Source organism: Tateyamaria sp. (assembly GCF_039945315.1).
GTDB lineage: Bacteria > Pseudomonadota > Alphaproteobacteria > Rhodobacterales > Rhodobacteraceae > Tateyamaria.
The window spans coordinates 23,344-44,093 of record NZ_JBDUXB010000025.1 but is presented as its reverse complement, the minus strand read 5'-3'; the positions used below and the strand labels follow the sequence as shown (position 1 = coordinate 44,093).

The 20,750-nt window shown below is 57.8% G+C and carries 17 protein-coding genes; 10 read left to right on the top strand and 7 right to left on the bottom strand.

Annotated features, from left to right (window positions below; translation table 11 throughout):
• Nucleotides 1-158: 158 nt before the first annotated feature.
• The 10 genes from xdhA (at nucleotide 159) to ABJD00_RS06610 (ending at nucleotide 12,292) form a co-directional block, all read left to right on the top strand.
• Nucleotides 159-1,535: a xanthine dehydrogenase small subunit gene (gene xdhA / locus ABJD00_RS06655; RefSeq protein ID WP_413833079.1), complete on the top strand. Its 1,377-nt coding sequence runs from the start codon at nucleotides 159-161 to the stop codon at nucleotides 1,533-1,535.
• Nucleotides 1,532-3,817 (top strand): xanthine dehydrogenase molybdopterin binding subunit, encoded by a 2,286-nt coding sequence (xdhB, locus tag ABJD00_RS06650; protein WP_413833081.1) that lies wholly within the window; start codon nucleotides 1,532-1,534, stop codon nucleotides 3,815-3,817. The genes xdhA and xdhB overlap by 4 nt, the downstream gene beginning before the upstream one ends.
• Complete coding sequence (gene xdhC / locus ABJD00_RS06645; protein ID WP_413833083.1) at nucleotides 3,810-4,733, top strand: xanthine dehydrogenase accessory protein XdhC; 924 nt, start codon at nucleotides 3,810-3,812, stop codon at nucleotides 4,731-4,733. The genes xdhB and xdhC overlap by 8 nt, the downstream gene beginning before the upstream one ends.
• Nucleotides 4,730-6,247, top strand: a complete 1,518-nt coding sequence (locus ABJD00_RS06640) for an ABC transporter ATP-binding protein (RefSeq protein WP_413833085.1) — start codon at nucleotides 4,730-4,732, stop codon at nucleotides 6,245-6,247. The genes xdhC and ABJD00_RS06640 overlap by 4 nt, the downstream gene beginning before the upstream one ends.
• Nucleotides 6,248-6,304: 57 nt before the next feature.
• The gene (locus ABJD00_RS06635) at nucleotides 6,305-7,387 is read left to right on the top strand and encodes an ABC transporter permease (protein WP_413833087.1); all 1,083 of its coding nucleotides are present in this window, start codon (nucleotides 6,305-6,307) and stop codon (nucleotides 7,385-7,387) included.
• Complete coding sequence (locus ABJD00_RS06630) at nucleotides 7,384-7,689, top strand: hypothetical protein (protein ID WP_413833089.1); 306 nt, start codon at nucleotides 7,384-7,386, stop codon at nucleotides 7,687-7,689. Before ABJD00_RS06635 ends, ABJD00_RS06630 begins: the two co-directional genes overlap by 4 nt.
• Complete coding sequence (locus tag ABJD00_RS06625; RefSeq protein ID WP_413833091.1) at nucleotides 7,689-8,609, top strand: ABC transporter permease; 921 nt, start codon at nucleotides 7,689-7,691, stop codon at nucleotides 8,607-8,609. The genes ABJD00_RS06630 and ABJD00_RS06625 overlap by 1 nt, the downstream gene beginning before the upstream one ends.
• Before the next feature lie 30 nt (nucleotides 8,610-8,639).
• A complete protein-coding gene (locus ABJD00_RS06620) occupies nucleotides 8,640-9,722 on the top strand; it encodes a BMP family ABC transporter substrate-binding protein (protein ID WP_413833093.1) in 1,083 nt (360 codons plus the stop codon).
• A 789-nt stretch (nucleotides 9,723-10,511) separates the two neighbouring features.
• Nucleotides 10,512-10,919 (top strand): universal stress protein, encoded by a 408-nt coding sequence (locus ABJD00_RS06615; protein WP_413833095.1) that lies wholly within the window; start codon nucleotides 10,512-10,514, stop codon nucleotides 10,917-10,919.
• Nucleotides 10,920-11,023: 104 nt separating this feature from the next.
• Nucleotides 11,024-12,292 (top strand): APC family permease, encoded by a 1,269-nt coding sequence (locus ABJD00_RS06610; RefSeq protein WP_413833097.1) that lies wholly within the window; start codon nucleotides 11,024-11,026, stop codon nucleotides 12,290-12,292.
• 54 nt (nucleotides 12,293-12,346) lie between these two features.
• Here the strand turns inward: ABJD00_RS06610 and ABJD00_RS06605 are convergent, their stop codons facing one another.
• The 7 genes from ABJD00_RS06605 to ABJD00_RS06575 all read right to left on the bottom strand — a co-directional run bounded on the left by ABJD00_RS06605 (nucleotide 12,347) and on the right by ABJD00_RS06575 (nucleotide 20,746).
• Nucleotides 12,347-13,063 carry a VIT1/CCC1 transporter family protein gene (locus tag ABJD00_RS06605; RefSeq protein WP_413833099.1) on the bottom strand — a complete coding sequence of 239 codons (717 nt, stop codon included), beginning with the start codon at nucleotides 13,061-13,063 and terminating at the stop codon, nucleotides 12,347-12,349.
• A 653-nt stretch (nucleotides 13,064-13,716) separates the two neighbouring features.
• Nucleotides 13,717-14,841, bottom strand: coding sequence for a Gfo/Idh/MocA family protein (locus ABJD00_RS06600; RefSeq protein WP_413833101.1), 1,125 nt, complete (start codon nucleotides 14,839-14,841; stop codon nucleotides 13,717-13,719).
• A 1-nt stretch (nucleotide 14,842) separates the two neighbouring features.
• Nucleotides 14,843-15,898, bottom strand: a complete 1,056-nt coding sequence (locus ABJD00_RS06595; protein ID WP_413833103.1) for a sugar phosphate isomerase/epimerase family protein — start codon at nucleotides 15,896-15,898, stop codon at nucleotides 14,843-14,845.
• Between the two features lie 50 nt (nucleotides 15,899-15,948).
• Nucleotides 15,949-17,001, bottom strand: a complete 1,053-nt coding sequence (locus tag ABJD00_RS06590; protein WP_413833105.1) for a LacI family DNA-binding transcriptional regulator — start codon at nucleotides 16,999-17,001, stop codon at nucleotides 15,949-15,951.
• A gap of 19 nt (nucleotides 17,002-17,020) precedes the next feature.
• Complete coding sequence (locus ABJD00_RS06585) at nucleotides 17,021-18,646, bottom strand: dihydroxyacetone kinase subunit DhaK (RefSeq protein WP_413833107.1); 1,626 nt, start codon at nucleotides 18,644-18,646, stop codon at nucleotides 17,021-17,023.
• Nucleotides 18,643-19,656 (bottom strand): ABC transporter ATP-binding protein, encoded by a 1,014-nt coding sequence (locus ABJD00_RS06580; protein ID WP_413833109.1) that lies wholly within the window; start codon nucleotides 19,654-19,656, stop codon nucleotides 18,643-18,645. Before ABJD00_RS06580 ends, ABJD00_RS06585 begins: the two co-directional genes overlap by 4 nt.
• Nucleotides 19,649-20,746: an ABC transporter ATP-binding protein gene (locus tag ABJD00_RS06575; RefSeq protein ID WP_108836182.1), complete on the bottom strand. Its 1,098-nt coding sequence runs from the start codon at nucleotides 20,744-20,746 to the stop codon at nucleotides 19,649-19,651. Before ABJD00_RS06575 ends, ABJD00_RS06580 begins: the two co-directional genes overlap by 8 nt.
• Between the last annotated feature and the right edge of the window lie 4 nt (nucleotides 20,747-20,750).

The following is a 20,750-nucleotide window of genomic DNA, read 5'->3' as shown; positions in this document are numbered from 1 at the left end:
GCACACCAAATCGGCCCATGCATCACGAATCGCAATCGCTCTTGCCAAGTGGCACGCACACCGCCATCCTCAACCACAATTCGCCCGCGCCCTGCCTCTACGCCGCATCGAGGCTGCGCAAACAACTGGGCTTCTGAGTACCGCGGCAGGTCGACAGCATGCATACGACATTTCTTCTCAACGGAAGGCGCGTCACTGCAGATACCTCTCCCACCACTACCTTGTTGGACTGGCTACGCGAACATCAGCGCCTGACAGGTACGAAAGAGGGATGTAATGAGGGCGATTGCGGCGCCTGTTCGGTGATCGTGACGGATGAGGACGGGGCGAGGGCGTTAAACGCCTGCATACTGTTCATGCCCCAGCTAGAGGGCAAAGCCATCCGCACCGTCGAAGGGATCGCCGCCCCAGATGGCACTTTGCACCCGGTGCAGCAGGCCATGATCAAACATCACGGCAGCCAGTGCGGTTTCTGCACACCAGGTTTTATCACCACGATGGCCTGCGCCCACCTGAACGGAGCCACTGATTACGACACCCAGCTTGCGGGCAATTTGTGTCGCTGCACAGGCTATGCTCCAATCATCCGCGCCGCCGAAGACGCCTCGGGGGCCCCTATCCCTGAGCATATGCACGACGCCACACTTCTTCAGGCTAAAAAAGCCACAGGGGAGGCGACGAAGGCAGAACCTCCAACCACGCCAGACGACCTCGCAACATGGATGGATGAAAACCCCGATGGCACGTTGATTGCAGGGGCCACAGATGTGGGTCTTTGGGTGACCAAGGGTTTTCGCGAATTGGGGCCCGTTGCCTTTCTGAACAGGATTCCAGCGTTGTCCGGGGTCACCGTCACTGACGAAGAAATTCGCATCGGGGCCGCAACAACTCTAAGCGAACTGCACAGCGCGATCATGCCCCACCACCCAAGCTTGGCCGAGTTGATCCGCCGCTATGGCTCTGTGCAGGTGCGCAATGCCGCGACCATCGGCGGCAACATCGCGAACGGTTCGCCCATCGGCGATGGCTCTCCTGCGCTGATCGCTTTGGGGGCCATTTTGCATCTGCGCAGTGTGAACGGGCTGCGCAGCTTGCCGCTTGAGGATTTCTTTGTGGAGTATGGCAAACAGGACCGCGCCAAGAACGAATTCGTAGAGTCGATCACTATTCCGCGCCAAGGCGATCACCTGCGGTGCTACAAACTGTCAAAACGCTTTGATCAGGACATATCGGCAGTCTGTGGGTGTTTCTGGATCAAAACCGTAGACGACGTTGTCCTTGCTGCCCGTCTCGCCTTTGGTGGCATGGCAGGCACACCAAAACGCAGCCCACACGCTGAGGCGGCTTTGATCGGAAGAAAGTGGAGCGAGACGGGCGTGGCCAAAGCCATGACCGCCTTGGCACATGATTTTACGCCACTGTCGGACATGCGTGCCTCCGCCAGTTACCGGATGGAAGCGGCCCAGAACATGCTCCTGCGCGCATGGCTCGAAGATCAGGGACAGGTCGCGAACGTGCTTGAGGTCGGTCCATGAGCGTCGCCAAACCCCTGCCCCATGACGCCGTCCACCTGCATGTGACAGGTGCTGCACGCTATGTAGATGATATGCCGACGCCCGCCGGCACCTTGCACCTTGCCTTTGGGATGAGCACCGCAGCCTGCGGCACCCTGGACAACATGGACCTGGATGCAGTTCGTGCAGCGTCCGGTGTCGTTGCAGTACTGGCAGCACCCGATTTACCCTTTGACAACGATGTCTCGCCCTCAGCCCACGACGAACCGCTGCTGGCAACGGACGCTGTGCACTACATGGGCCAGCCTGTGTTTCTGGTGATCGCAGAAACACATTTGCAGGCCCGTTTTGCCGCCCGTCAGGGCAAGATCGACATCACCGAAACAAAACCCATTTTCACCATTGAAGACGCATTGGCCGCCAATGCACGCTTCGAGGACGGCCCGCGCATCTATGCGCAAGGAGACGCTGCAAGCGCTCTGGACGCCGCCGAAAACACCCTTAGCGGGTCTTTGGATATTGGGGGTCAGGAACACTTTTACCTCGAAGGACAGGCTGCCCTTGTACAGCCGGGTGAGAATGGGGACATGCATGTGATCTCTTCCACCCAGCACCCAACCGAAATCCAGCACAAAGTGGCCGAGGCCATCGGACTGCCGATGCATGCGGTTCGGGTCGAAACCCGGCGGATGGGTGGTGGATTTGGCGGTAAGGAAAGTCAGGGCAACGCACTGGCCGTCGCCTGCGCCGTCGCTGCGCGTCTGACGGGCCAGCCCTGCAAGATGCGATACGACCGGGATGACGATATGATCATCACGGGCAAGCGGCATGATTTCCGCATCGACTACGACGTCGGTTTTGATGAGGAAGGCCATATCACGGCGTTAGATGTGCGCCAGTACACCCGTTGTGGCTGGGCAATGGACCTTTCCTTGCCCGTGGCAGACCGCGCAATGCTCCATGCCGACAATGGCTATTGGCTGCCCAACATTCGGATCGAAAGCCACCGTTTGCGAACCAATACCCAAAGTGCGACCGCCTTTCGCGGATTTGGCGGGCCGCAAGGCATGTTGGGGATGGAACGGATCGTGGACCACGTGGCAGCCGAACTGGGGCTTGACCCCTTGGTGGTCCGCCAAAGAAACTTCTATGCCTCCTCTGGTCAAGAGATCCAGACAACGCCCTATGGACAGCCCGTCGACGATTTCATCCTTGATGATCTGGTCGCGCAATTGGCAAAGACGTCTGAGTATGACGCACGCCGGGCCGCCGTCGCTGAGTGGAACACTGCCAATCCGGTGCTGAAAAAGGGCATTGCCCTCACGCCGGTCAAGTTCGGGATCAGCTTTACCCTGACCCACCTCAATCAGGCGGGCGCGTTGGTACATGTCTATTCCGACGGATCGATCCATCTGAACCATGGCGGCACAGAAATGGGTCAGGGTCTGTTCCAAAAGGTCGCCCAAGTAGCTGCCAGCCGGTTTGGCGTTCCTTTGGAGGCGGTAAAAATTACTGCAACTGACACCGCCAAGGTGCCCAACACCTCTGCCACCGCAGCCTCTTCTGGCAGTGATCTGAACGGCATGGCCGTCAAGGCCGCTTGCGACACCCTGCGCAACCGCATGGCCGAGCATCTGGCGCAATTGCATCAGTGCCGCCCCGATGCCGTGGTCTTTGACGAAGGCAGGGTTCAGGCAGGCGAGGCGGATTACAGCTTTGCCGAGGTCGCCGGGATGGCGCATCAGGCGCGCATCAGTCTGTCAGCGACAGGGTTTTACAAAACCCCGGACATTCAATGGGACCGGATCAAAGGCCATGGCCGCCCGTTTTTCTACTTTGCCTACGGGGCGGCAGTAACCGAAGTGGTTGTGGACACTCTGACCGGCGAAAACCGCATTCTGCGCGCGGATGTCCTGCATGATGCAGGTGCGTCCCTAAACCCGGCACTCGATATCGGGCAGGTTGAGGGTGGATACGTTCAGGGTGCCGGGTGGCTGACGACCGAAGAACTGGTTTGGGACGACGCGGGCCGGCTGCGCACCCATGCGCCCTCCACCTACAAAATCCCAGCCTGTGGCGACCGTCCTGACATTTTCAACGTCGCCCTGTGGGACGGAGAGAACCGCGCCGACACTATCTACAAATCAAAGGCCGTGGGGGAACCGCCCCTGATGCTGGGCATCTCTGCCCTTCTGGCGCTGAGCGATGCGGTGTCAGCCTGTGGCCCCAACTATCCGGACCTGCACGCTCCCGCGACCGCCGAAGGCGTGCTCGCCTCTACTCACAGGGCTCTGGATGTTTGACCGTGACGCCCTGATCGCTGCTTGTGTGGCTCATGGGAGTGTGGTGCGCGTCGTCGTCGCCGCTATTCACGGATCAGCCCCGCGCGAAGTAGGCGCATCCATGTGCGTCTGGGCCAATGACCAGTCCGGCACCATCGGAGGCGGCGCGCTGGAATATGAACTGGCGCAGACCGCCCGTGGGCTGACCAGTGATACTTCAAGCCGCCATGCCCTTGGTCCTGATTTGGGTCAATGCTGTGGCGGCGCAGTCGAGGTGATCAGCGAAGTGTTTGATCTGGAACGCGCCCGCGCCTTGCCCAAAGACGTTATCGCCCGTGGGCCAGAACCGATGCCGATGTCCGTCAAACGGGTTCTGAAAATCGCGCGCAATCAGGGTCAGTTGCCAAACGCCCAACGCATAGATGGGTGGTTGATCGAGGGAGTCCGCCCGCCAGACCAACCCCTTTGGATTTGGGGCGCGGGCCATGTCGGGCGCGCCCTTGTTGATGTTTTGCACCCTGTCCCCGGGGTCACTCTGACGTGGGTTGATACCGCGGCGGATCGCTTTCCGAGTACGGTGCCGTCTGGTGTCACCGTGGTGCCTGCGCAAGACCCTTTGCTTTTGGTGCCTCATGCGGCGACTGACGCCGATCATTTGATCCTGACCTATTCCCACGACCTTGATCTGGGCCTGTGCCATGCACTGCTACAACGCGATTTCGCCTCTGTCGGGTTGATCGGATCAGCCACTAAGTGGGCCCGCTTTCGCAAACGGCTGTCTGCATTGGGCCATACGTCTGAGCAAATTGCGTGCATCACCTGCCCAATCGGTGATCCTGCTTTGGGCAAACAGCCACATATGATTGCGATTGGGGTGGCCCATCAGCTACTGATGAGGCGCAAACAGTCCCAGTACCGGGCGGAGGTGCGCGCATGACAACACCCCTTTTGTCACTTTCAGGCCTGACCAAAGCCTATCCGGGGGTCGTTGCAAACGACACCGTATCCTTTGAAATCGGTGTTGGCGAAATACACGCCCTTTTGGGGGAAAACGGTGCCGGGAAGTCGACGCTGGTCAAGATGATCTACGGGCTGGTCAAACCCGACAGCGGATTGATGAAGATGAACGGCGATGACTTTGCCCCCGTCGACCCGCGGGCCGCGCGCGCGGCGGGCGTTGGCATGGTGTTCCAACATTTCTCGCTTTTTGACGCGCTCAGCGTGGCCGAAAACATCGCCCTCGGCATGGAGGCGCCCCCACCTATGGCCACGTTGGCCAGCCGCATCAGTGAAGTGTCCGAGAACTACGGCTTGCCCCTGTCACCGGATCGCACCGTGGGTGATTTGTCCGCAGGTGAACGCCAGCGCGTTGAAATCATTCGCTGTTTGCTACAAGACCCCAAACTTCTGATTATGGACGAGCCGACCAGCGTGCTGACACCGCAAGAGGTGGACATCCTGTTCGAGACCCTGCGCAAGCTGAAGGCGGAAGGCACTGCGATCCTTTACATCTCGCATAAGCTCGAAGAAATCCGCGCGCTGTGCGATGCGGCCACGATCCTGCGGGGCGGCAAGAATGTCGGTACCTGTGTACCGCGTGACACCTCGGCTCGCGAAATGGCCGAGCTGATGGTGGGCAGTACACTGGCCACACCCAAAGGAGCGGTCCATGCGACCGGGGATGTGATGCTGTCCGTCACGGGATTGTCGGCTGCGTCTCCGTCCGCTTTTGGGATGGCGTTGAAAGATATCTCGTTTGAGGTTCAGGCCGGTGAGGTGCTGGGCATTGGTGGTGTGGCCGGGAACGGTCAGGACGAATTGTTGGGCGTTCTGTCTGGTGAATTGCCGTGTATCCCCGGGATGGTCCAGTTTCAGGGGCGCGATCTGTCTGGCATAGGCCCTGAAGAACGGCGTGGGCTTGGTGTGCTGGCCGCACCTGAAGAGCGTTTGGGCCACGCCGCAGCCCCGGATATGTCGCTGACAGAAAACGCCATGCTCACGGGTATGGCTCGCGAGAAACTGTCGAAGGGCGGAATGCTAAACTGGACACGTGCACGCGATTTTGCCGAACGGATCATCGCCGACTTTGATGTACGGACCCCGGGGCCGCACAATGCGGCCCGATCCCTGTCAGGGGGCAACTTGCAGAAGTTCGTGATTGGGCGCGAGGTGTTGCAACGCCCCGAAGTGCTGGTGGTGAACCAACCCACGTGGGGCGTGGATGCCGCAGCCGCCGCATCCATTCGGCAAGCTTTGCTTGATTTGGCGGCGGGTGGCGCTGCCCTTGTGATCATTTCTCAGGATCTGGATGAGTTGATGGAAATTTCGGACCGTTTTGCAGCCCTGAACGAAGGGCGACTGAGTGCACCGGTGCCAACAGCCGGTCTGGATGTGGAGCAGATCGGACTGATGCTGGGTGGCGCGCATGGAATGGAGGTGGCGCATGTGTGATCATTCGGGAGCCTCCGGGCGGAGTGTATCTGGCAAGATGAAGCGAGGGATGCACACGTGATCCGGCTTGAGAAACGGCCACAGCCGTCCGCGACGATGTCATGGGCCACGCCGCTCTTGGCCGTTGTGGCGACGATGATCTTTGGGGGAGCTTTATTCGCAGCACTCGGCAAGGACCCGATCGAGGCCATTCTGACTATTTTCTGGGAACCACTCTTTGGCGAGTTCTCATTTTTTTACCGCCCACAATTGCTGATCAAAGGAGCGCCTCTGGTGCTGATCGCCATTGGTCTGGCGCTGGGGTTTAAGGCAGGCATCTGGAACATCGGGGCCGAGGGCCAGTATATCGTCGGTGCCATTTGCGGCGCGGGCGCGGGTCTGGCGTTTTACCCGACAGAGAGCATTTTGATCTTCCCGCTTATGATTTTGGCTGGTGCTTTGGGCGGTTGCCTATGGGCGCTGATCCCCGGCTTTCTCAAGGTGCGATTTGGTACCAACGAAATCCTAGGCAGCCTGATGCTTGTCTACGTGGCCGAGCAGCTCTTGGCCTCCATGTCTTTGGGATTGTTGAAAAATCCAGAAGGGTTCGGCTTTCCCGGATCACGGAACCTGCAGCAATACCCATCCGCGCATAATGCAGAGATCATCACGAACACCGGAATGCACTGGGGTGTCGTCGCCGCCCTGATTGCGGTGATTTTTTCTTACGTCTTGCTCACGCGACACCGCCTTGGCTTTGCCATCCGTGTGACCGGCGAAGCGCCACGCGCCGCCAAGTTTGGCGGTGTGAACCCTGCGCGACTGATCCTGTTTTGCCTCGGCATGTCGGGCCTGCTCGCGGGCCTAGCGGGCATGTTTGAAGTGGCAGGACCCTCAGGGCAGATCAGCATCGATTTCAATGTGGGCTATGGGTTCACGGCAATCATCGTTGCCTTCCTCGGGCGGCTCAACCCGTTAGGGATTGTGGCGGCGGGATTGCTCATGGCACTGACTTACATCGGCGGGGACATCGCCCAGTCACAGCTCGGATTGCCTGCGGCGGCAATACAAGTGTTTCAGGGGATGCTGCTGTTTTTCCTGCTCGCACTGGATGTCCTCACAAACTACCGAGTGCGATTTGGGACAGGAGAGGTAGCATGATGCGACATGTGGCAATGCCCGTGGTCATGGGGACAGCTATGGGGCTGATGATGCTTTGGATGCTCCATTTGCAACTGACCGGAGGTCAGAGCCGCAGCTTTAGCGCTCTATTCCTTTTTGTGGGCGCACATGTTGCCATTCTGAGTTTGGCACTGACTTTGCCCTTCTTTGCCTCTGAGCGCCTGCGTCGATTGGCCGGGCGTTTGCATCGTCCCTCTTTGCAACATGTGGGGCTGATGCTTGCCGGGGCCGGAGTGGCCGCAGGCGTCACGCATCTTGTAATTCACGGCGGAGCTTTGTGATGGACCTCTCAGCCATCAACCCAATTCTTCTTATCGCAGCTATGATCGCGGCATCCACCCCGATCCTGCTTGCCGCCATTGGCGAACTTGTTGTCGAACGTGCGGGTGTGCTGAACCTCGGGGTTGAGGGGATGATGATCACGGGCGCGGTGTGCGGCTTTATAATCACCGTCAACACAGGTTCACCAACGGTCGGCTTTATCGCCGCAGCCGTGGGAGGCGCGGTGCTCAGCCTGCTCTTTGCCTTTCTTACCCAAGTGGCTTTGGCCAATCAGGTTGCCTCCGGCCTTGCGCTCACCCTTTTCGGGCTGGGTCTGTCGGCCCTCATGGGCCAGTCCTATGTGGGGATCAAACCGCCCCGGACCGAGGCGACACCGCTTGGGCCTTTGGCAGATATCCCGGTGATCGGCCCCATCGTCTTTGGCCACAACATGATCGTCTACCTCGGCCTTGCCATCGTTGCCGTCACATGGGCGACGCTGAAATTCACGCGGGTCGGTCTGGTCTTGCGCGCAGTGGGCGAAAACCACGACGCCGCGCATGCGCTTGGCTACAAGGTCAAACGCATCCGCACTGCGGCTATCTTTTTCGGTGGAGCCTGCGCAGGACTTGGCGGGGCCTATATCTCGCTCATCCGCGTGCCTCAGTGGACCGAAGGGATGACAGCGGGCGTGGGGTGGATCGCACTCGCACTGGTGGTATTCGCCTCGTGGAAACCGTGGCGGGTTTTGCTCGGTGCCTATCTTTTTGGCGGAATCACTCAGTTGCAGCTAAACCTTCAAGGCGCGGGCGTTGCCATTCCGGTCGAGTATTTGGCAATGTCCCCTTACATCGTGACGATCATCGTATTGGTGATTCTATCCAGCGACAAATCACGCGCGCCCGGGTCACTGGGGCGTACATTCCACGCCTCGGGATAAGAGGCGCATAAACTAGGGGGTAATCCACTCATGAAATTCACCACACTGATGGCCAGTGCGGCGCTTGCGCTTGGCTTTGCCGGCGGCGCCATCGCTGACGGTCACGAAAAGACCAAAGTCGGTTTCGTCTACGTTGGCCCAATCGGCGACGGCGGCTGGACCTACGAGCACGACAAGGGCCGCCTCGCGGTCGAAGCGGAATTCGGCGATGCCGTTGAAACCGTCTATGTCGAGAACGTCGCAGAGGGCCCGGACTCCGAGCGTGTAATGACGCAGATGGCGCTCGACGGCGCCGACCTGATCTTTACCACGTCCTTTGGCTACATGGACCCGACCAACAACGTCGCGGCCAAGTTCCCTGATGTGAAATTCGAACACGCCACTGGCTACAAGCGCCTGCACCCCAACGTGTCGACCTACTCGGCCCGCTTCTATGAAGGGCGCGCCATTCAGGGCCACATCGCGGGCAACATGACCGAAAGCAACATCATCGGCTACATCGGCTCCTTCCCGATCCCTGAAGTGATCCGGGGCATCAACTCGGCCTATATCCACGCATCGCGCGTAAACCCTGACGTCGAATTCAAGGTGATCTGGGTTTACACATGGTTTGACCCCGCCAAAGAGGCTGACGCCGCCAAAGTGCTGATCGAACAGGGCGCGGATGTTGTTCTGCAACACACCGACTCTACAGCACCTCAGGCCGCCGCCCAAGAGGCCGGCAACGTGGTCACCTTCGGCCAAGCCTCCGACATGGGCCAATACGCGCCCTTCCCGCGCGTCTCCTCGATCATTGACGACTGGGCGCCCTACTACATCGCCCGCACCCGCGCCGTGATGGAAGGTACATGGGAGCAGAAGGACACATGGGACGGCATCGGCCCCGGCATGGTTGGCATCGGTGAGATCAGCGACCGCGTCCCTGCAGACGTCAAAGCCGAAGCACTGGCGATGAAAGACGCACTGGCTGACGGCTCCTACCACGCCTTCACTGGCCCGCTGAACAAGCAGGACGGCACACCTTGGCTCGCCCAAGGTGAGACGGCAGATGACGGGACGCTGGCCGGCATGAACTTCTACGTCGAAGGGATTGAAGGCGAGATTCCGCAATAAGCGGCCCTGCCCAAAATCATGAAATTAGGGGCTCCACACTGCGTGGAGCCTTTTTTATTTGAAAAACAGCTATGTTTCCAAGCTGTAGAATGTCCGAATTAGGAGCCCGAGTGTTTCAATCGCCGCCAGGTCAGCTTCCATGGCACTAACATCACCAATTGCTATGAAGGCGTTTCCAGAGCCAATCATAAAACCGAGGGCATTAGAAAAGGGAAGTCCCCGCGCCCTCCCAAAACGCGGGGACTGAATCCAATTCGTTGGACTCCAGTAGTGCCTATGTCGGGACAAATGACACAGACAGGTCGAACAACCGAAAGCTCTACGCGATCCGTGAGTGTAGCTGAAAGCGAATTTTGTTTAGCCTTCCGTCGTCCCTTGTGCTGCCAGCACTCTTTGAAAAGACAGGATCGTGGCCGACCGGGCAAGTACGACTCCGTATAGCCACCTATCCAAAAGTATAGTCGACTGGAAAACTTCTTTGCCCCCCGCCGCCACGGGGCAGAGTTTCTTCTGCTTGCCTAAAGGCCAATTAGGCATAACCAGCACCACTTTGCTTGCTGACCCAAAGATCGAGACCTTTGGCGACACATCTCCAATGAACATTAGAAATTTGAGATGTGTCAAAGCAGGGGAAAGCCCAACCAAGTAAGTTTGATAGATCGCAAACCAACAGGTGATGGTTGTGGTCTGGCCGCCCCATACACGCGGCGCAGGTCGAAACTGTTCACCACATGACCTGAAACACCCGCACCTTGTTTGCTTCGTTCGGGTCATACAAAGGAGAATAAGATGTACAGGAATATCCTTGTCGCCATTGCTCTGGATCACTCCACTGAAAACGGAAAAGCATTCGAAGTCGCCCGCCTCCTTACGGACGAGGGCGCGGAAATGACGGCTCTATATGTTGTCGAAGAGATTCCAGCCTTTGCCGCAAATGAGATCCCTGCCGAAATCTTGTCCAACCGGCGAAAAGAAGCGGAAGCGGAGCTCAAGGCCGAAGTCGGAGGTATCCCAAATGTGAAAGCAGTCGTTGTTGCTGGGCATGCCGGGCGCACAATCGTTGACTATGCTGAGCAGGCAAACGTTGACTGCATCATCATGTGCTCCCACCGTCCGGGCCTCAAGGACTACTTTTTGGGATCGACCGCACATCGGGTCGTGCGTCACGCCAAATGCGCAGTGCACGTTCTTCGGTGACGTACATACGGTGAAAATGCAGATTTGACACGTTTCTTCACTTGATTGGGCAAATGTGAACGATCTTCGGAGTTTTTCCGCTTTTGTCCAAAGGGCCGTAGAACATGAGAAACGCACCTGACAGTGTCTCCGAGCTTAGTGCGCAAGGCTCCAGTGGCATCAACGCGACGGGAAAGCCAAAACTTCGGCGCGCCCTCACAACGCCGATGGTGGTTCTTTACGGGTTGGGTGTGACAATTGGTGCGGGCATTTACGTTCTCGTGGGCACCACTGCTGCTGAAGCAGGCCAATTCGCTCCAATCGCATTTCTCATGGCAGCGCTCGTTGTGGCCTTCACTGCGTTTTCCTATGCAGAACTATCGACAAGGTATCCCGTAAGTGCTGGCGAGGCTGCCTATGTTGAAGCGGGCTTCAAGCGCGGCTGGCTCGCGACAACAGTCGGTCTGCTCGTGGCCGCATCGGGTATGGTGTCGGCATCGGCCGTGGCTATTGGGGCGGGATCATATCTTCATGAGTTCTGGGCCGTATCTGAGGCGTTTCTGACGTCAGGCGTCGTGATCGTCATGGGACTTATTGCGCTCTGGGGGATTACACAGTCAGTGACCATCGCTGCGGTGATCACAGTAATCGAAATTTCCGGGCTTGTTTTCGTAATGTACTGGGGTTTCAGCGCCCCCGATCCTAACGGCGTTTCGATTATGGAAACCCTTACCCCTTCCGAACTCGGACATTGGGTTGGTATTGGGTCAGCCTCTGTGTTGGCATTCTTCGCATTTGTCGGATTTGAAGATATGGCAAACGTTGCCGAGGAGGTTAAGAACCCAAAGGCCACTATGCCCAAAGCCATTTTGTGGACATTGATACTGGCAACCGTGTTGTACATCGGAACGACAATAGCAGTACTCGTAGCAGTCCCGATCGCGACACTGGCCTCTTCCTCGGCACCGCTTTCTCTTGTCTTCACAGAGGCTGGAGAGAGAACCAGGCAAACCTTCGGACTGATCGCAGTCGTTGCGACTGTAAATGGTGTCCTCATCCAGATGATCATGGCGTCACGCGTCATCTACGGTCTGGCAGATCGAAACCACTTGCCAGCAGTCTTAGCGAAAGTTTCTCCCTCCACACAGACTCCAATCGTAGCAACTTTGGCCGTAACAGCTATGATTTTGCTTCTCAGTTTGGCTCTGCCGATTGAGGCTCTCGCTGAGCGCACTTCTCAGATCGTTTTGATTGTGTTCATACTTGTGAACCTCGCTCTGATAAGACTGAAAATGACTGGACAAAAAGCCGAAGGTGCCATTCACGCCCCATTCGCCGTTCCAGTTCTGGGCGTCATTTCAAGCGCGGGTTTGCTGATGATTTCGATCGCTTAGATGGCCGCGAGCGCATTCCACGAGTTCAGACCAATAAGGCCGGTCAGCGGTTCTCTAAACATGTAGCAGAGATCCGACAAAATAGGCCAAGGCTGCAGCAGTGCCGCCAATCGCCATGGTTTCTGCAGCCGACCGCCACCAGGTTGTTAGCGACCAGTTGCTCTTGATGGCCCCGATTCCGAAGAAAGTCATCATTGTTGTGATTGCCGATAGAAAGAACGCCCCGTCCAGCTGAAGCAGGAAAGGAACCAGCGGTATCATCCCAGCCAGTAAAAACGCGACAAATGTCGTCGCCGCTGCACGCAGGGGATGTGGATCGATCCCCCCTAGCCCGTATTCGCCCTCCATCATCAGAGCGATCCATCGCTCCTTGTCACTGACAATTGCTTCGGTGGCCTCTTCGAGAACACTTCCGGCCAGCCCCATCCGACTGAGAATCTCTTGGACTTCTCGTCTTTCTCCTGATGGGAACTCTTCTATGTGCCGCTCTTCGATTTTTCGAATTCGACGGGCGTTGTCCTGTTCTGCCTTTGAGCCAGAATAATTCGCCGCAGCCATCGAAAACCCGTCGGCAAGCACGTTCGCAAGCCCAAGTACAACGATTACGAACGGCGAGAGCCCAGCGCCCGCAACACCGGCGACAATGGCAAAAGTCGTGACCGTTCCGTCAATTGCTCCGTAGATGGCGTCGCGCAAAACTCCCTTGCCAGGCGGATTGCCTATGCGTGCTGCGATCTCGGCCTCAGTATGCCCATGGTCACTAACACGCATGGTTTACTCCTTTGAAAGCTGTTCATAATTTCTGGAACGTGTGTGGCAGCTCTGCTGTCCGTTTCTGCAGAGTTGTCACTACTGCTTCTTTGCACATACATTCTGACGCGGTTGATCATCAAGCAAAGCGAAAGTGTCCAGCATTTCTGAAGCCAGTTTGGCTCTTTCAGCCTTAAGAAATGCGAACTTCGTTGGTTCATAGATCATTGCGTCCCGACATCTTCGAGCAATTGGTGGGTCACTTTACTCTGATCGAATTGGAGGAAACTTGATCTACGACAACCGAGGAGGAAATTAGACGCGTTAGCTGCTCTCCTCGGTCGATGGGTTCAAATGAGAATTTGCGAGCGCGTATCCTGAGTGCAACTTCGCTCGCCCGACCTGAATTGAGATAGCTTTCAGCGCCTGACCAACCCTTCGATAGCCAAACCCAATCCACCTGAGTGCCCGAGACAGTATCAACAGGTCAGGTAGAGCGTGATGCGTTTTCATATACGGCATTCGAGCAACCATTTGCAGCACTCGGCGTTCAAGTGATGGTCCCTCGTGCACCTCAAAATCTTAAGCGATTTAGCTATCAGCGGCCGAACGATAAAATCTCACTGCTTCCGCAGAACAGATTTCCACAAAATCCATCGCCTTTCTGAGTGCCGCTACAGCGACACCCAGGCAGCATTGCGTGCTGATGAACGGACACAGGCGTCGATAAACTGCACCCCTTTCAACCCATCCTGTATGGTCGGGTACATCAACTCTGTGGCAACCGGTGTGCCTGCGCGATGGGCCTCGATTGCATCTGCAGCTTCGGAATAGATGTTGGCAAAGCCTTCCAAATACCCCTCCGGATGGCCGGGCGGGATACGGCTCATTCGGGCCGCGGCATCGCCGGCCCCTGCCCCATTGCGGGTGATCTTGCGCGTCGGCTCTCCGAAGGGCGTATGCCAAAGATAGTTCGGGTCTTCCTGCGCCCATTCAAGGCCGCCTTTGTCCCCATACACCCGGACGCGCAAAGCGTTCTCGTTGCCCGGCGCGACCTGTGAACACCAAAGCATCCCCTTTGCTCCACCTTTGAACCGCAGCATCACATGGCCGTTGTCGTCCACCTGACGGCCTGGCACAAACGCGTCCAGATCCGCCGCCAGACTCTCGACCTCCAAACAGGTGATGAAACAGGCAAGGTTGTGAGCATGGGTCCCGATATCCCCTGTCGATCCGCCCGCGCCCGAACGCGCCGGGTCGGTGCGCCATTCGGCCTGCTTGAAGGTCTCGTCCTGCGTCAGCCAGTCCTGCGGATATTCGACCTGCACGACGCGAATGGTACCAATCTCATCCGCATCAACCATGGCCTTCGCCTGCCGCACCATCGGATAGCCCGTATAGTTGTGGGTCAGCACAAACAACACATCCGAGCTTTCCGCCGCCTTCACCAGTTTCTTGGCGTCCGCCAAAGTCGAGGTCAGCGGCTTGTCGCAAATTACGTGAATGCCGCGCTTCAAAAACTCGCGCGCTGCCGCAAAATGCACGTGGTTCGGGGTCACGATGGACACTGCCTCGATTCCATCCTTGAGACGAGCCTCGCGGATCGCCATCGCTTTGAAATCGTCATAGATGCGTGGCAGGCCCAGCGCCTCACCCGAGGCCTGCGCCTTTTCCGGGGTCGAGGACAGCGCCCCTGCAACCAATTCAAACCGATCATCTATGCGAGACGCAATGCGGTGCACGCCCCCGATAAAGGCGTCATTGCCGCCGCCCACCATGCCTAACTTGATCCGTGCCATCTTAAGTAATCCCCAGCATTTTGCAGTTCGCCGCCTCGTCCGTGCCGCCATCAGCAAAATCATCAAAGGCCCGTTCCGTCACACGAATAATGTGATCGGACACAAACTGCGCGCCTTCGCGGGCACCGTCTTCGGGATGCTTCAGGCAACATTCCCATTCCACAACGGCCCAGCCATCGAAATCATTGGCCGCCATCTTGGAAAAGATCGCCGCGAAATCAACCTGCCCGTCGCCCAGCGACCGGAAGCGTCCAGCGCGGTCCACCCACGGCTGATAGCCGGAATAGACGCCCTGTCGGCCCGTAGGATTGAACTCCGCATCCTTGACGTGGAACATCTTGATCCGGTCTTTGTAGATGTCGATGTTGTCGAGATAATCCAGACATTGCAGCACGTAGTGACTGGGATCATAAAGCATGTTGCAGCGCGCGTGATTATCAACCCGCTCCAGAAACATCTCGAACGTCACACCATCGTGCAGGTCCTCACCGGGATGAATTTCATAGCAAATGTTAACGTCATTGTCCTCGGCGTGATCCAGAATGGGACGCCAGCGTGCTGCCAGTTCGTCAAAGGCCGTCTCAACCAGCCCCGCTGGGCGTTGCGGCCACGGATAGACATACGGCCACGCCAGCGCGCCGGAAAAGGAAACGTGGTTCTTTATACCCATATTGGCCGAGGCACTGATCGCCTTCATCACCTGATCGACAGCCCACGCCTGACGGGCTTTTGGGTTCCCATGCACGGACGGATCAGCAAAGCCATCAAAGGCGGTATCATAGGCCGGGTGCACCGCAACCAACTGTCCCTGAAGATGCGTTGACAGCTCGGTTACTTCGATCCCGTTTGCTGCGGCCTGCCCCTTGAACTCATCGCAGTAAGTCTTGCTTTCGGCCGCTTTGGCCAGATCAAACAAGCGCGCGTCCCAGCTGGGCACCTGAACACCTTTGTAGCCGCAGTCGGCCGCCCATTTCGTGATCGCATCCCACGAGTTGAACGGTGCCTCATCGCCTGCAAACTGCGCCAAGAACAGTGCTGGTCCCTTTATCGTTTTCATGAGTGATCCTCCCAAATCATGCGCCGGCTCGGCGCCAAAATCTTACCCCTTTAGGGGCCCATATTTTCTTTCAGATAGATGTCTATCCGAATGCGTTCCTGTGCCAGATTAATCGGCGCGCGGTCACTGTTGGCGCGCATGATGCGTACCGCAGAGCGAACCAGATGGCCTGCGTCCTGACTGATGACCGCATCAAAATGCCCGGCAGCCAAGGCCCCGCGCGACAGGTCCGTCAACTCGTGCGCGACCACGATGGGGCGATGCGTTTGATCATGTGTCGCAAAAAACCGCAGCAGCCCATCGTTCCCTGCAGCTGATGAGTAGATTCCGATGATATCCGAATTTTCCGCAAAGGCATCGGGCAGCAAGCGCTGAATAAGATTCGGATCGTCACGCCCCTCAAGCGAGGCCAAAACGTCCAGTTGGGGAAAATCCTGCGCCATGACCTCGTCAAAACCAAGGCGGCGCTCCAGATGATCCCGCGCCAGCATGGATCCGGTCAGCACCAGGATCTTACCGTTCCTTTGCCCGACAAACCGGCCCAGCAATTGCGCCGCGGTGCGCCCTGCGGCTATATTGTCCACGCCCACATAATTGTCACGCTCTGAACTGGGCAGGTCAGAGACAAGCGAGACAACCGTGACGCCATGTGCCTTGAGGTGCGCCACAGAATCCCGCACCGATGGCGTTTCCGGGCCAAAAATGGTGACGCCATTCACTTGGGTCGGATCAATCGCATCTACCGCACTGGCCAGCGCCATAGGGTCAAAGGCGGCCACGCGAACAAAGGTCAATTTGGTCCGGTCCTGCCGCAGCCCGCGACCGAGCAACTCGATTTGCGTTTCCAGCAGTGAAATGAATTCGTTCTGCGTCGCAGGCAAGATGAAGGTGAAGTGATAGACCCGCCCCCGCGCAAGATTGGCGGCCGCCGTGTCGCGCACATAGCCCAGTTCAGCAATCGCCGCGTTCACTTTGCGCACCGTCACTTCGCGCACCCCGGGGCGCGCGTTCAGAACCCGGTCCACGGTCGCAAGGCTGACCTCAGCGACACGGGCGATGTCGTTGATCGTGGGATTTGAAAGGGTGTCGTCGGGGTGCTTCACTTTCGTCCTTTGTGCGTTTTCACATGGCCTTGGCCAGCCCTTCAAACAGTCGCGCTACGGCTTCGGCGCCCGGATCGTTGTGACCCAGTAGATTCTCTTCGGGCACGTATGACGCGCGGCCAGCCTTGGCCTGCCCCATCGACGCAGTCCCATCCGCGCCCGTCCGGGCAGCAGCGGCCGCAACAGAAATCCCCTCGGGCAACGCGGCCAGAGCAGGCGCGAGCGCGTCAATCATGGTGCGATCCCCCTGCGCAGCACCACCGACCTGGCTGATCCGATCCAGCCCGGCCTTTAGCGCCTTGGGAGTCGGCTTGCCACTGGCACAGGCATCCCCGGTAGCACCGAAGAAAATGGCAAGGATCACACCAGAGGACCCACCCATCGTCTGACTCAACTCATTGCCGATTGCGCGGAACAGCTGCGTGAGGTCAGCCAATGGCATCCGGTCCAGTGCGCCCTTCAGCGCACGGGCGGCTGTGGCCAGCGTGCTGCCTGTGTCCCCATCCCCTGATTTGGCATCGAGCGTGTTCAGATCGCCCTCAGCAGCGATCAGCAAATCACAACATTGCGCAATGATGGCAGCGGTTTTGTCATTGGCGGACGGAATGGGCTGGATCGGGCTCAACCCGTCCGGCAGGGGTTGTACCTTGACCGGCGCGATATCCTTCATGCCCGGCCAGGCCGCCAGATCAACAGGTGCCGATAAGGGTGCAAGGTTTGTATCGTCCACAGGCAGGACAGAGACCGAAAACCCATGCATATCCAGCGATGTCATCAACGGAGCGGGGCCAATGATATGTTTGATATTGCCCGCCTTGGGCGAAGTTGCCAGGCAATGGGCAAGGATCGACATCTCTAGCGGCGTGGTCGAGCCAAGGTTGTTCAGAATGGCCACATGTTCGCCGGTTTCGATTTTGGCGCTGAGCTTATCCAGAACCATGTCCATTGCGGAATGCGCACCCTCCAGTGTGACCTGCTCCACTCCGGCCTCGCCGTGAATGCCAAGGCCCAGTTCAGCCTTGCCGACAGGAATGCGATTTTCCTTGGCCGATCCGGGTACGGTGCAGGTATCCAGCGACATCCCGATCGAGGACATAGCCGCAATGGTGCAATCTGCTGTTGCCTTGATCGCTGCCAGATCAGCCCCGTTTTCGGCCATATCTCCTACGATCTTGTGCACAAACAACGTGCCCGCCACGCCGCGCGGTTGCGGCAGGTGCGGCAGGGCAATGTCGTCGTCCACAATGACCATCTCGACCTGAAGCCCGAAGGCGCGCGCGCGCTCAGCCGCCAGGCCAAAATTCAGACGGTCCCCGGTGTAATTCTTGACGATCAGCAAACAGCCCGCCTTGCCCGTCACTGCCAGAATGCCCGCCAGGACTGCATCAACAGACGGAGATGCAAAAACCTCGCCGCACACCGCCGCAGTCAACATGCCCTGCCCAACAAATCCCGCATGAGCGGGCTCGTGTCCCGAACCGCCACCGGAAATCAGCGCGACTTTGGATTTGTTCCAATCTGCACGGCAGACCACCTTGATATGAGGGTAGCCATCCAGCCGGGTCAGCACGCCACCGGAGGTTTCCAGCAAGCCGTCCACAGCATCCGTAACAAGCGTGTCCTTGGCATTGATAAACTGGCTCATGTCACTGTCCTTCCTGACGAAATGCGCGCGCCTTCGGCGTCAAAACACAACGGGTTCTTGGGCGCGATCTTGATATGTGCACCCGGGGTATAGGTCGTGTGGGGGTCGGCAATGGTAGTGATCGCGTGGCCTTTAAGGACCAGATGCAACCTCGCCTGATCGCCCAGATGCTCAACCCGCTGCACTTCGGCCTCCTGCCCTTCGCCTTGCTGGATGTGTTCGGGGCGCATCCCGATCTGCGTTACACCCGCAGGCATCCCGCCAAAGACATCCGCCGGCACAATGTTGATGCGAGGCAGCCCAAGACGCGAGGCAACATAGAGGCTGTTGGGGTTCTCATAAATCTCGCGGGGTGTGCCGTATTGCACAAGCCGCCCTTCGTTCAGAACACCCACATGTGTCGCCATGGTCATCGCTTCGATCTGGTCGTGGGTGACATAAAGCAGGGTCGCGCCAAGGTTCGCTTGAATGCGTTTCAGTTCGACCCGCAAATCGGTGCGCAGCTTGGCATCGAGCGAACTCAGCGGCTCATCCATCAGGTAAATCGATGGCTCCCGCACCAACGCACGGCCAATGGACACCCGTTGCATCTCACCGCCCGACAAGGCCGTCGCCTTGTTGTCGAGCTTGTGGGAAATCTGTAGAACACTGGCGACCTCAGCCACAATGCGTTCGATCTCGTCCACTGGTGTGTTCAGGATTGGCGATTTTAGCGGAAACGCCAGATTGTCCCGTACACTCAGATGCGGATAGAGCGAGTATTGCTGGAACACCATCGCCACATCGCGTTGCGCCGGCGTCTCGGCACCAACATTGCGCCCGCCAATCCAGACCTCGCCCGCATCGGCCTTTTCCAGCCCCGAAATCAGACGCAAGGTAGTCGTTTTACCCGCGCCCGTCGGCCCCAACAGCACAACAAATGCACCGTCCGGGATGGTCATCGACACGTCTGCAATACCGACATCGGTGCCAAAGGATTTCGACAGACCTTTCAGAATAACCTCAGCCATTGGTCAGCACCTCGTTGTTGAGGTCAGAACGCAGGGCGTGGCCACTGCCATCATCAAAGAGTGTGATTGTTTTGGGATTAAACCCAAGTCCGACCTTTTCGCCCACCTTGGCCACCTGCGCGCTGTCGATGCGTGCCTTCAATTCCCCATTGGGCGTGTCCAAAGTGATGATCTGTGTGGTCCCAAGGTATTCAGAGGCCAAAACCTCACCACGATAGGCACCGCTGTCCGACAGCGTCACATGTTCGGGGCGCACCCCAAACACCAACTTGCCCGACGCGCCCTGACGGGTACGTGGGACGTGCATCACTTCACCACCCAGCGTCACGCTCTCGGCCCCTTCTCCGACGTTGCCGTCAAAGTGCAGAAAGTTCATCGAAGGCGAGCCAATGAAGTCGGCCACAAACATCGTCGCAGGCTTGTCATAAATTTCCTGTGGAGTGCCAAATTGCTCGACCACTGCGTTGTTCATCACGACGATCTTGTCGCCCATCTGCATCGCCTCAAGCTGATCATGGGTGACATAGACGGTTGTGGCGTTCATGCGATCATGCAGGGCGCGCAATTCCTCGGACATGTGCTCGCGAAATTCGGCGTCCAGCGCACCTAAAGGTTCATCCATCATGAAGGCCTTGGGATCACGCACAATGGCACGGCCCAGCGCAACACGCTGACGGTCGCCGCCTGACAGTCCACCCACAGGGCGGTTCAAAATGTCCTGAATGCCAAGGATCCCGGCAACTTCTTCAACTTTCGCCTTAACATCCTTGCGGGCCATGCCCTGCGACACCAACGGATAACTAAGGTTCCGGCGCACGTTCATATGTGGATAAAGCGCAAACATCTGAAACACAAAGGCGATGTCCCGCTTGGACGGAGGCAGTTGGCTGATCTCTTCACCGTCAAGATAAATCTCGCCCGACGTTGGCAATTCCAGCCCCGCAATCATCCGCAAAGTGGTGGTCTTGCCACAGCCCGATGGGCCAAGCAGCATGAAAAACTCGCCGTCCTCGATTGTGAAGGAGCTTTCCTTCACCGCGTTGAAGTCGCCAAAATCCTTGCGGATGTTCTTGATCTGGATCTGAGCCAAGTCG

Excerpts from the sequence above, each read along its gene's own strand:
- ABJD00_RS06595 (WP_413833103.1), bottom strand. The coding sequence starts at position 15,898 with ATGAAAACGATAAAGGGACCAGCACTGTTCTTGGCGCAGTTTGCAGGC.
- ABJD00_RS06585 (WP_413833107.1), bottom strand. The coding sequence starts at position 18,646 with ATGAGCCAGTTTATCAATGCCAAGGACACGCTTGTTACGGATGCTGTG.
- ABJD00_RS06615 (WP_413833095.1), top strand. The coding sequence starts at position 10,512 with ATGTACAGGAATATCCTTGTCGCCATTGCTCTGGATCACTCCACTGAA.
- xdhC (WP_413833083.1), top strand. The coding sequence starts at position 3,810 with ATGTTTGACCGTGACGCCCTGATCGCTGCTTGTGTGGCTCATGGGAGT.
- ABJD00_RS06610 (WP_413833097.1), top strand. The coding sequence starts at position 11,024 with ATGAGAAACGCACCTGACAGTGTCTCCGAGCTTAGTGCGCAAGGCTCC.
- xdhA (WP_413833079.1), top strand. The coding sequence starts at position 159 with ATGCATACGACATTTCTTCTCAACGGAAGGCGCGTCACTGCAGATACC.
- ABJD00_RS06580 (WP_413833109.1), bottom strand. The coding sequence starts at position 19,656 with ATGGCTGAGGTTATTCTGAAAGGTCTGTCGAAATCCTTTGGCACCGAT.
- ABJD00_RS06630 (WP_413833089.1), top strand. The coding sequence starts at position 7,384 with ATGATGCGACATGTGGCAATGCCCGTGGTCATGGGGACAGCTATGGGG.
- ABJD00_RS06620 (WP_413833093.1), top strand. The coding sequence starts at position 8,640 with ATGAAATTCACCACACTGATGGCCAGTGCGGCGCTTGCGCTTGGCTTT.
- ABJD00_RS06640 (WP_413833085.1), top strand. The coding sequence starts at position 4,730 with ATGACAACACCCCTTTTGTCACTTTCAGGCCTGACCAAAGCCTATCCG.
- ABJD00_RS06625 (WP_413833091.1), top strand. The coding sequence starts at position 7,689 with ATGGACCTCTCAGCCATCAACCCAATTCTTCTTATCGCAGCTATGATC.
- xdhB (WP_413833081.1), top strand. The coding sequence starts at position 1,532 with ATGAGCGTCGCCAAACCCCTGCCCCATGACGCCGTCCACCTGCATGTG.
- ABJD00_RS06605 (WP_413833099.1), bottom strand. The coding sequence starts at position 13,063 with ATGCGTGTTAGTGACCATGGGCATACTGAGGCCGAGATCGCAGCACGC.
- ABJD00_RS06600 (WP_413833101.1), bottom strand. The coding sequence starts at position 14,841 with ATGGCACGGATCAAGTTAGGCATGGTGGGCGGCGGCAATGACGCCTTT.